The sequence below is a fragment of the Achromobacter spanius genome (assembly GCF_039673305.1).
GTDB lineage: Bacteria > Pseudomonadota > Gammaproteobacteria > Burkholderiales > Burkholderiaceae_B > Achromobacter > Achromobacter spanius_F.
Genome location: NZ_JBDJLJ010000039.1, coordinates 1 through 11,729, shown reverse-complemented (window position 1 = coordinate 11,729; position 11,729 = coordinate 1). Strand labels below are relative to the sequence as shown.

Sequence of the window (11,729 nt, the reverse complement as noted above, 5' to 3'; positions counted from 1 at the left end):
ATCCATGTTCGACGTGCTTGGCATTGCGCCCACCCGCGACTCGAAGGCGATCCGGCGCGCTTACGCGGCCGCGCTCAAGCTGATAGACCAGCAAACGGAGGCCGAGGCGTTCGAACGCCTGCGCGCCGCCTACGAACGTGCGCAGGAATGGGCCGGCCGCCAGGCTGACGACACGCCCCCTGCCAGCGCGCAGGCGCACACCGGCGCGCCCGTCAGTCCGTATCCTCATCCGCAGCCGCCCTCCGCCCCGCCCGAGCCTCCCGCCGTCGACTTCCGCCTGCAGCAACCGCAGGTCAAGCTCCGTACGCAAACGGACGGATCCGAGAACTCGCGACGCATGGCCCGCCAGCGCGCCCGCGCCATCGACAATTGGGTGCAGGCGCTAATGCGGGCGCAGGATGACCAGTTGCCCGACCTCTGGCGCCGGATGCAGGCAGACCCGGCGCTCTCGCACCTGGACGCCGCCGATGAAGTGTCCGCCGCCCTGCTGCACGCGCTTTCGCAGCACCCCGACGGCCGCATGCAACTGCTGAAGGACGCCACCGCGCGCTTTGGCTGGGACCGGGCCGTCCTTCAGTTGCAGGGGCGCCGCGCCACGCCCCACCTGGTCGAACAGCTGGATCGGGAGCGTGCGCTCTGGAAGTGCCACCAGCGCGCCTATCGCAACACCCATGAACGCGCGATCAAGCTGCTCAGGCGCAAGGCGAACCCGTCCTGGCGGGTGGCGCGGCGGACAATCCCGCATATCCACCGGTTGCGCAGCCAAGTGCCGCTGTGGTTCGCGCTGCAAGTGCCGCCCGGCCGCCAGGAAGCCTTCTACGACGCGGCGATGCGCGTACCGCGATGGGCGGTAATGCTGGACTCGGTAATGGCCTTCGTTCGGCGCTGGTGGTGGTTCGGGCTGGTCGCCGCCGTCGCCGCGGCGGGATTGCTGGAAGAACACAACAAGGCGCAGCGCAAGCAGCAGGCGCCTGCGGGTACGCCAGCGCAAGCGCTGGCGAATCCGCTGAACAAGAATGTGGATGATCGGTACAGGCTGCGCCTCCAGACCTCGCAGCCCAACGGCTCGCGCGTTTATCTCATCGAAGACGCGCTGGCGCCATCCGGCCTGAATTTTCCACGGCGTCTGATCGTGCCACCCGCAAGGTATCCGGCCGCGGCCAATCTGAAGCGCCATGAGGGCACGGTCGTGATCGCCGTGAACGTATCGATAGGCGGCGCCATCAACGCCTGGGTCGCCCGGTCATCGGGCAGCCCCGACCTGGACGGCGCCGCCATGGCCACCCTCCAGCGCGCCTACGCCGAAGGCGAGTTTCCCGCCTCGGGCATCGTGGTGGAGTTTCCCATCACCTTCAAGCTCTCGGACAAGAAATAGCAGCCAGACGGCCATCCCGGCCGCCAGGCTTTCTTTCGCGTTTCCTCCACCTGGGCCGATAGGCGTTGAAAGCCCGCCGGCGCACTTCGATTCGTCTCCACGCCCGGCGCCGCCATCCGGCCTGATTTCCCAAGCCGCCAGAATCAGTGCAGCCCGCGTCTCGCATACTGCGCGCACTGCCGCCCATTTATTTCACCAAAGCGATTAGCCGCGCGAAAAACCCGGAAGAACCCTTAGCACTCATCCGCGCCGCTTTAATAATATCGTTTGTATCAATGCGTGCCATTTTTATAATAAGGATGGTATCCACATCAACCATTTAGATAATAAATACACCTTAGATTCCAACCACTTATACATACAGGATGGTATCCATATATTAATTCTTGGTATTACAAAAAAATCGGTATACAGTGCGTCCTTTTTTTCAAAAGCACATTAAGTCCACGCATATTGTTTTGTTACGTCGCAACACCTTTACTGCAATTCAGTAATGCCTGGACATCAAATTAATAATCAAGAGAAAAAGGACCCACGTTTTGATATATGGCACCAAGAAGTGGCTGACAGCGACGGTCGCCCTTAGCACCACCTACTGCGGCGGCGTCATGGCCGCGGACCTGACCGTTGCCTCGGGCGCCACGCAAGTGTTCGACGGCTCGGCAAGTTTCCCCGGCGGGGTTGACGTCAACGGCGGCACGCTGGTGATCGGCGGCAACGGCGGCGGAGCGGGCGTCGCGCTTGGGGGGAATGTCAACGCCACCTCGAATGGCACGGTAGCGGGCTTCGGCTCCATCAATGGTGATCTGAATGTGAGCGGCAACGCGCGCGTTGCGCCCGGCTACTGGGTCGACACGCCCACCGGCGTTTCCAACGGCAACCTCGTGGTCAACGGCAACCTGTCGATGAACAATGCCGTGTTCGATTTTGAGACGGGCTATGCCGGACTGCCCATCACGCAGCCTGGCACCGGCGACAACATCACCGTGGGCGGCAACGTCGCGCTGAATAACGCGACCCTGAACGTGTCGGTGAATACGCTGGGCACGAACGCCGGCTTCTACCGCATCATGTCGTACGGCGGCACGCTGAGCGGCAACGGCCTGACGCTGGGCACGGTCACCGGCGACTCCACGCCGGCGGCGACGATCCAGACGCTGACGGACGACAAGCACATCAACCTGATCCTGGGTCCCAGCACGACCAACCTGTGGAACGGCAATGGCGTCGCGTCCGCCACGCGCGCCGGCGGCGGCGATGGCACATGGAGCGCCGCGAGCGCCAACTGGAACAGCCCCACCAATGCCACCGGCGCGCTGCCCGATGGCGGGTACGCCATCTTCACCGGCGCGGCGGGCACCGTGACCGTCGACGGCGGCGCGGGCCCCGTGCGCGTGTCGGGCCTGCAGTTCGCCACCGACCGGTATCGCCTGCAAGGCGCTCCCATCACGCTGGTCGGCAGCGGCGGCAATCCGCCCGTCATCGTCGTCGGCGACGGCACCTATGCGGCCGGCCGATTCGTCGAGATCATCGACAACCCGCTGCAAGGCACCGAGGGCTTCGTCAAGACCGGCGTGGGATCGGTGATCCTGAACGCCGACAGCAGCGGCCTGACCGGCCCCATCTTCATCGCCGACGGCGCACTGGAGATCAACGGCAAGTTGAACGGCCCCATGGATATCGGCCGCGAAGTCGTGCTGGCGGGCGTCGGCCAAGTGGGCACCACCACCCTCTACCCCACGGCCGTCATCTCTCCCGGCAATGATGGTTCGCCCATCGGCACGCTCACCGTCAACGGCAACCTCGCCTTCGGCCAGAACACCATCTATCGCGTGCACGCCGATCCGGCCAGCAGCGCCAGCGACCGCATCCACGTCACCGGCGTCGCCACCCTGGACGGCACCGTGGCGCACGTGGGGCCCAACGGCAACTATGCGCCGCGCACGACCTACAACATCCTGACGGCGGACGGCGGCATCCAGGGCACGTTCACCGGCGCCTCCAGCGCGTATGCGTTCCTGACGCCCACGCTCAGCTACGACGCGAAGAACGCGTTCATGACCCTTACGCGCAACGACGTGCCGATCGGCAGCGTCGGCGACACGGACAACGCAGGCAACGTGGGCAACGCGCTGGACCAGGAAGATCCGCCCGCGAGCGGAAATGGTTCCTCGTCGGCGGGCAACGGATCGACCTCGACCGGGAGTGGGTCCGCGTCGGCCGGCAACGGATCGACCTCGACCGGCAGCGGTACGACCACGACCGGCAACGGATCCTCGTCGGCCTCCAGCGTATCGCCGTCGACGGGCACCGACTCGCCGGTGATCGGCAGCGGCATTGCATCCGGCCAGGACACCGGCGCTCGCCAGGTGACGACGGCGGTCCTCTCCATGACGCCGGAGCAGGCCCGCTCGGCCTTGAAGATGCTGTCGGGCGAAGCGCACGCAAGCACCTCGAGCGTGCTGCTCAGCCAGGGAGATGCGGCGCGCACCCTGCCGCTGGCTCATCTGCGCGGCAACCTCGACGCGCCCACGCGCCCCGGAAAGCCCACGGCCCAGTTGGGCTCGCCGTCCTCCGACGCCCTGCCGCAAAGCGGCGCATCGCCGGTCTGGGCGCAGGTCTTCGGCAACTGGAGCAAGTTCGGCAGCGACGGCAACGCGTCCAGCGTCAATCAATCCGCCGGCGGACTCTTCGTGGGCGGCGACGGCACGGTCGGTGACGGCTGGCGTCTCGGCGGCGCGCTCGGCTACACGGGCAGCCACAACTCGATCGCCGACGTCTCGTCGCGCACCAGCGTCGACAGCTACACCGCAACCGTGTTCGGCGGAAAGAACTTCCAGGCCGGTCCCGGCCAGATCCGCTTCATGGCCGGCACGGCCTACACCTGGCATGACATCGACACGAAGCGCAATGTGGCGGCCGGCAGCCTGAACCAGCGACTCGAGTCGTCCTATCACGCTTCGTCGACGCAGGTATTCACCGAACTCGGCTACAACCTGCCGCTGGGCGATGCCTACAGCATCGAGCCCTACGCCGGCCTGGCGTGGAACCAGCTGCGCACCCGCGGCTTCTCGGAATCGGGCGGCACCGCCGCGCTGCACGGCGAAAGCAATTCCGACGACGTCACCAGCACCACGCTGGGCCTGCGCAGCGCGTGGCAGTTCGGCTCCGACCAGGCGCCCGGCCGCCTGACCGCGACACTGGGCTGGCGCCACGCGATGGGCGACGTGAAGCCCAAGCAGCAACTGGCCTTCGAGGGCGGCAGCACGTTCTCGGTAACGGGCGTTCCGATCGCGCGCGATGCCGCAGTGATCGGGCTTGGCGCCGAGGTGGCCATTACGCGCAACACCACGGCCGGCGTGGCCTACGACGCGCAGTTCGGCGGCGGCAACCGGCAGCAGTCAGGCCTGTTGAGGCTGTCCACGCGGTTCTGAGGTTTCTGGTTCCGAGGCTTCCAAAAGGTGCGCGGGTGTCGCAATCGCGGCGCCTGCGCACCGCGCCGGCTACAGCTCACTGTGAACGCCAGATCGGCTTCACAGACCGGCTTCACAGACCGACTTCACAGACCGGCCATCAGATCCTCCGCCAGTCTCGCCACATCGCGAACCCAAAGAAAAACGCCGCTGTCGAATATCGACAGCGGCGTTTTTTCTTGCACAGACCAGATACGTCGGCACCTGATGCTGCATGTATTGGGGTGGTGGGTTGTGCGAGACTCGAACTCGCGACCAACGGATTAAAAGTCCGCTGCTCTACCGACTGAGCTAACAACCCGACCGAAGCCCGAAATTATGGCGGATTTCGTGGGGCTTGTCAAAAAATGACGGCCGGTCACAACCTTGACGCCGTTCGTCCCAAGAAAAACGGCCGCTCGCGGCGGCCGTTTCCGGGATGCGGGAATGCCTGCTTACCAGGCAGCCACCACGGCGCCCTTGTACTTGGTCTCGATGAACTGCTTGACGGCCGGGCTGTGATACACGGCGACCAGCTTGGCGAACTCGGGACGGTCCTTGTCCTTTTCGCGCACGACCAGCACGTTGGCGTAAGGCGAATCCGGCGATTCCTGCGCAATGGCGTCCTTGGCGGGATTCAGGCCGGCTTCCAGCGCAAAGTTGGTGTTCACGGCCGACGCGTCGGTGTCGTCCAGCGAACGCGGCAGCTGGGCGGCGTCCAGTTCGATGAAACGCAGCTTCTTCGGGTTCTCGATCACGTCGATCGGCGTGGCCTTCAGGCCGGCTTCCGGACGCAGCTTGATCAGGCCGTTGGCCTGCAGCAGCAGCAATGCGCGGCCGCCGTTGGTGGGATCGTTCGGCAGCGCGATGCGGGCGCCTTCCTTCAGCTCGGACAGGGACTTGATCTTCTTGCTGTAGATGCCGATCGGGAAGATCACGGTCTTGGCGATGCTGACCAGCTTGTAGCCGCGGTCGGCATTGGCGTTGTCCAGGTAGGGCTGGTGCTGGTAGCTGTTCACGTCCAGGTCGCCCGACGCCAGCGCCACGTTCGGCTGCACGTAGTCGGAAAATTCGATGACCTGGATGTTCAGGCCCTGCTTGGCGGCTTCGGCCTTGACCACATCAAAGATCTGGGCGTGCGGGCCGGCGGTGACGCCGATCTTCAGCGGCTTGTCCTGAGCCAGCGCGGGCTGGGCGAAAACGGCGGCGCCCAGGGCGAACGCGGCCAGCGACTTCAAAACCTTGATGCTCATGTTGCGATATCCCGAATTACGGAAGTAGAAAGAGAATGAACCTGCGCCAGAAAAATCAGCGATGCGACATGCGGCGCACGAAGCGGTCGCCAAGGCTCTGGATCGCCTGGACCAATACGATCAGCACGATCACGACCGCGGCCATGACGTCTGACTGGAAACGCTGGTAGCCGTAGCGGATGGCAAGGTCGCCCAGGCCACCGCCCCCAATGGCGCCGGCCATGGCCGAGTAGCCGATCAGGCTGACGACGGTGACGATGGTGGCGGCGATGAGGCCGGGCAAGGCCTCGGGCAGCAGCACCTTCATGATGATCTGCATGGGCGATGCGCCCATCGCGCGCGCCGCGGTGATCAGCCCGGGATCCACTTCGCGCATGGCGTTCTCCGCGATGCGGGCCATGAACGGAATCGCCGCGACCGACAACGGCACGATGGCCGCGGTGGTGCCGATGGAGGTCTGCGCGACCAGGCGCGTGAACGGAATGATGGCGACCATCAGGATCACGAAAGGGACCGAACGCGTGGCGTTGATCACCGCGCCCAGCACGTGGTTGACGGGCTGGTTTTCGAGCATGTTGCCGCGCGCGGTCACGGTGAGCGTCACACCCAGCGGGATGCCGATGATCACCGCGATGGCGCTGGCCACCCCGACCATCAGCAGGGTGTCAAGCAGCGACGTAATAAGCAGGTCGATCAGTTGCGGACTCATGAGCTATTTCTTCAACGGTGATGTCACGGGCGTTCAGGGCGGCGATGGCGTCCTTGAGCGCGGCGGGCGCGCCCTGGGCCAGCACGAACATCGTGCCCACGGCCACGCCCTGGATGTCTTCGACGCGCGCCTGCACCAGGCCCACGTCCAGGGAAAACTGCCTGGACAGGTCGGACAGGAATGCGCCCGACGCGTCGGTGCCGGTCAGCGACAGGCGCAGGAGGCGCACGGCCTGGCCCGGCTTGGCCGCGGCGAGCGCCTGGATGCGTTCCTTCACGGCGGCCAGCGTGGCGTCGGTGAGATCGGAGGCGGTTGCCGCCGACACCATGTTGCGGGTCACTTCGTGGCGCGGCTGCGCGAAGACTTCGCGCGTGCTGCCGACTTCAACCACTTCGCCCTGCGACAGCACGGCCACGCGGTCGCAGACTTCGCGCACGACTTCCATCTGGTGGGTGATCATGACCACGGTCACGCCGGTCTTGCGGTTGATGTCGCGCAGCAGGGCCAGGATGTTGTGCGTGGTTTCGGGATCCAGCGCGGACGTGGCTTCGTCGCTCAGCAGGACGTCCGGATCGTTGGCCAGGGCGCGGGCAATGCCGACGCGCTGCTTCTGGCCACCGCTGATCTGGCTGGGATAACGGTCGCGCAGGTGCTCCAGGCCGACCAGCGCGAGCAGGCGCTCCACGCGCGCCGGAATCTCGGCCTTGGACACGCCCGCGATTTCCAGCGGCAGGGCGACGTTGCCGTACACCGTGCGGCGCGACAGCAGGTTGAATCCCTGGAACACCATGCCGATACGGCGGCGCTGTCCGCGCAGCTGCGCTTCATTCAGGCCGGTCAGGGCCTGGCCGCCGATGGCGATGGAGCCTTCGTTCGGGCGTTCCAGCAGGTTGATGCACTGGACCAGCGTGCTTTTTCCGGCCCCGCTGGGGCCGATGATGCCAAAGACCTCGCCCTGCTCGATATGCAGGTTGATGCCTCGCAGCGCCTGGAATTCTCCGTGCGGCGTGGCATAGGTCTTGGATAGGTTCTCGATGTGAATCATGGCAAGCGATTTTGTATCTTTTCTCTTCTAAAGAGAACGACCGTTTTTTCCATTTTTAATAACTACAAGTAATATAAACCGCAGCAACCGCCCTGGGAGTACCGCCACGGAACCGCTCCGCGCCCCTATCCGGCGCGCAAGCCAAAGACACAAAGGGCAGCCGGGAAGGAAAGCCTTCCTGACTGCCCTTTTTTGACGGCGGCCGGCTTGCGGCCCCGCCGGGTTCAGCGCGCGCGCGAAATGCGGACTTCCGCCCCGCGGCGCTTGACCTCCAGACCCTCGGACGGCGAAATGCGCAACCCTTCCAGGCCCTTGATATAGCTGGAACCCTGCATCTGCATCACGCGGATCTTGTTGCGCATGACGACCGGGTTATGCACCGGCATGCCGAACATCCAGACCTCGTCCAGGATGCGGGCCGAGTTGAACTCGCCCGTATGCTGCGCGGCCGGCCCGAGACAGAGCATGTGCCCTTCGCGGCCGAAAACGGGGAACTGGCCCGGTTCGCAGTCGATCGTCCAGGTGGTGCCGCCTTCGTAGCGATGGCCGGTGTTCAGGTCCCACCAGGCCTCGCCCTTGGGCAGATACACGCGCACCTGGTTGCCCGGTTCGGTTACCGGCGCAACCAGCAGGGCCGGGCCCAGCAGGTATTGCAGGTCCCATTCATGGGCATGCGGATCGTTCGGGAACGACAGGGCCATCGAACGCTGCACCGGCAGGCCGGTGCGGGCCGAGTCCTCGATGGCGCCCAGCACGTAGGGCACCAGGCGGTAGCGCCATTGCAGCCAGGTCTTGGCGTGAGCCAGGGTTTCGTCGCCGAAATCCCAGGGCATCAGGCCTTCCACGCCCTGGAAGGAGAAGTTGGCCGAAAACACGCCGGCGGTCAGCCAGCGCAGATACAGCTCGGGGGTCATGCCGGAACGGTCGCGCGAGGCCGACCCGATGCCATGCACCTGCACGGGCACGCCGCTGGCGCCGATCGACAGCGAGGTGCGCAGGGTGTGGCGCAGGCCTTCCCAGGTATTTTCAACCTGGGGCCCGACTTGCCACGGCAGCCGTTGGGCGGCCGGGAACAGGTCGGCGCTGGGCACCACGCCTTCGGGCGGCACCTTCAGTCCGGCAACCGCGTCGAACAGCGCGCGACGCACGAGCAGCGGATACATGCTGCGCAGGGCCGGGCCGGTTTCGCCGTTGCGGGCGGTCACGCCGTCCGGGATGGCGATCTGGGCGTCGCAGGCCGGCGCATCCAGGCCGTCTTCCACCAGCTGGCGGTGGCGTTCCACCCACAGGTTGTAGATGTCGCGATAGGTCAGGTCCAGCAGGCCATACGGCTGCCCGGAGGTGGCGGCATTGCCGTCGAACACCTGGGCGGATCCGTCGTCCTTGGCCAGCAGCCAGCCGCGGTCTTCGAGTTCCTCGAACAGCGGGCTGGTCTTGAGGACGCCCGGGAAACCGGAGGCCGCCACGTGCACGTTGTGCTTGTGGAACAGCGCCAGCATCTGCTTGGCGTCGGGGAATCGCTGGGAATCCCATTCAAAAACGGTCTTGTCGGCCTGGAATCCCCACGCCGCCGGTTGCGCCAGGGTGACCGCGTCGACGGGAATCTGGTTTTCGCGCATGCGCGCCACCAGGGCCACCGTCTGCGTCGGCATTTCGCCCGCGGCCTGCTGCAGCCACGCGCCCATCGCCCACAGCACGGGCTGGCCGGCGCGGCCGGTCAGCGCGGTGTACTGATTCAGGATTTCGGCCGGCTCGCCGGCGAACAGGAAGAGGTCCAGGACCGCGTCGTCCACGGTCAGCACATAGGCCGAATCCGCGGGGGCCACGCCCACCGAATGCTCGACCCGGCGCATCGTATTGACGTAGACGCCCCAGCCGCGCGGACTCCACGCTAGCGGAAGGGCGCGGTGCTCGGGGTCGTCGGAGACGACCGATTCCTCGCGGCGGTTCAGGTCGCCCGGGGTTTCGCCCAGGCCAAACACGCGCTCGCCGGCCGCCAGCGCAAAGCCGGCGGTCCATACGGCGTCGTCGGCCTGGTCCAGCGCGTTGTGCCCGAAAGCGGGCGCATGCGCGGAGACCTCGGATTCGAAGACCCGCTCTTCGTTGCGGTACAGCGCCACGCGGACAGGATTGGTCTGGATCTCCAGGGACACGTCGCCCTGGGTGATCCGCCAGCCATCGCCACCCTCGCGGGGCGCGATGGCCGCTTCGCTCACGGCCTCCTGGCGCGCAAGCAGCATTTCCGCCACGGCGCGCGCACGCGCACCGGGCTTATCGTCATTGAAGTGGTTCGCCTCGCCGCAGCGCAGGCGAAAAACACCCGGCGCATGCGCCTCGACTACCAGGTGCAACCCATCGCCCGCGTCGAAATCGATGCGACTGGGGCGGGACGTCAGCAGCTCGATGTTGTCGAGCTGGGTAGTATGGGCAAAGTCGAACTTGGGCGGCACAGAGCATCCCCCGGCTTAAGCCAAAAACCATCAAAAGACGCTATTTTGACGGATTTGAGCTTTGAAATAAACTCGGTCCCTCTTTTGGACGGTAATCTCATCCAAAAAAGGGGCATAAAGCCCTTGGCCAGCGGCCGGGAACGCAGACGCCGCCGAGACGCGAAAACGCCGACTCGGAGGTCAAATGCGGCCTATTCGCGCCAAATTCCGGCATTTTTTACAATTCTACGCCAGCCGGGCTTGGCTCCCGGCGCGCGCATAATTTTTTTTCATCGCGGTGAAATCATTCGGGCCAGATCGGTCTCGAGCGGCGACGGTTCGCCCATGAGACGCGCCGCGATCAGGTCGCCCATCAGCGCCGACCACGACAGCCCCCGCGACGCATAGCCCGCAGCAAGCCACAGTCCCGGCGCGTGCGGCAGCTCGCCGACGGCCGGCAGCCGCCCCGGCAGGACCGCGCGCCATCCCGCCCAGCCCGGCAGGCTGCCCGGCACCAGGGAGTCGAACTCGGGAAAGCCCCCACCCAGCAGCCCGGCCGCCTTGCCCAGCGTGACGCGCTGGCCTTCCGCCCCGATCCGCGCCTCGGCGGCATCGTGCACATAGGTGCTGCCGACGACGCAACCGGCCCCGACGTCGGGCAGCAGATAGCCTTCGCCCCCCACGATGCACCGCGGACCGCCCGCCAGCGCCCTCGCCGGCACCAGCGTGACCTCGCCGGCCAGCGCATGCATCTGCGCCATGCGCGGCAAGGGGGCCAGCAGCCCGCTGAAGGACAGCACTTCGCGCGCGCCGGCGGCATTGGCAAGAATCACGGTATCGGCCTGCGCCAGTTCGGCGCCCGATTCGTCCAGCACTTGCCATCCCTGCCCCGCCGGCGCCACCCGCGCCGCCTTGCCCGGCAGGATCGTCACTCCGGGCGTGGCCAGCAGCGCTTCGATCAGCAGTCCGGGCTGCACCAGCATGCCCTGCGAGAAAAACACCCCGCCGCGCGCCACCGGCAGGCCCGCCAGCGCGCTCGCCTCGTCCTGGGTTACCTGGCGCACCCAGTCGGCCGGAAACGCCAGCGCCTCCAGCGTGCCGGCCAGGGCCGCCGACCTGCCCGCATCGCGCTCCAGCTGGACAGTGCCGCACACCCGGGGCGCCGCGCCCCCCGGCAGGCCGCGCCAGCGGGCCAGGGCCCGCCCGCTGCCCGCCCGCGACAGGCGCGCGCGCGCGTTGTCGTCGCGCGCCACCACCGGCGTCAGCGCCGCGGCCAGGTGGCCCGCATGCGCCGGCGCGCCGTGCATCCGCCCGGCGCCCAGCACGGTGACCCGCCAGCCTCGGCCGGCCAGCGACTGCGCGATGCCCGAGCCCCCCAACCCCCCCCCCCCCAAACACACCATCCGCCCCCCCCTACACGGCGCGGGAGCCCACCAATTGCCCCCCCTTCCCGGCCACCCCCCCCG

7 protein-coding genes and 1 tRNA gene are annotated in these 11,729 nt (G+C 66.4%); 2 read left to right on the top strand and 6 right to left on the bottom strand.

What is annotated here, in order from left to right; all coding sequences use genetic code 11:
* Window positions 1-4 precede the first annotated feature (4 nt).
* Complete coding sequence (locus tag ABE485_RS22810) at window positions 5-1,375, top strand: TonB family protein (RefSeq protein WP_346517529.1); 1,371 nt, start codon at window positions 5-7, stop codon at window positions 1,373-1,375.
* Between the two features lie 539 nt (window positions 1,376-1,914).
* Window positions 1,915-4,809 carry an autotransporter domain-containing protein gene (locus tag ABE485_RS22805; RefSeq protein ID WP_346517528.1) on the top strand — a complete coding sequence of 965 codons (2,895 nt, stop codon included), beginning with the start codon at window positions 1,915-1,917 and terminating at the stop codon, window positions 4,807-4,809.
* 264 nt (window positions 4,810-5,073) lie between these two features.
* On the opposite strand, the gene ABE485_RS22800 is transcribed toward ABE485_RS22805, so the two are convergent.
* From ABE485_RS22800 to ABE485_RS22775, 6 genes are all read right to left on the bottom strand, one after another.
* Window positions 5,074-5,149 (bottom strand) — tRNA-Lys (locus tag ABE485_RS22800).
* Window positions 5,150-5,282: 133 nt separating this feature from the next.
* Window positions 5,283-6,080 (bottom strand): MetQ/NlpA family ABC transporter substrate-binding protein, encoded by a 798-nt coding sequence (locus ABE485_RS22795; protein WP_346517527.1) that lies wholly within the window; start codon window positions 6,078-6,080, stop codon window positions 5,283-5,285.
* Window positions 6,081-6,135: 55 nt separating this feature from the next.
* Window positions 6,136-6,789, bottom strand: a complete 654-nt coding sequence (locus tag ABE485_RS22790) for a methionine ABC transporter permease (RefSeq protein ID WP_346517526.1) — start codon at window positions 6,787-6,789, stop codon at window positions 6,136-6,138.
* Entirely contained in the window at window positions 6,746-7,834 is a 1,089-nt protein-coding gene (locus ABE485_RS22785; RefSeq protein ID WP_346517525.1) for a methionine ABC transporter ATP-binding protein, read from the bottom strand. The genes ABE485_RS22790 and ABE485_RS22785 overlap by 44 nt, the downstream gene beginning before the upstream one ends.
* 224 nt (window positions 7,835-8,058) lie before the next feature.
* On the bottom strand, window positions 8,059-10,284 hold the full coding sequence (locus ABE485_RS22780) for a glycoside hydrolase family 31 protein (RefSeq protein ID WP_346517524.1): 2,226 nt from the start codon (window positions 10,282-10,284) through the stop codon (window positions 8,059-8,061).
* Between the two features lie 269 nt (window positions 10,285-10,553).
* Window positions 10,554-11,729: FAD-dependent oxidoreductase (locus ABE485_RS22775; RefSeq protein WP_430795459.1), on the bottom strand; the 1,176-nt coding region annotated here is incomplete at its 5' end.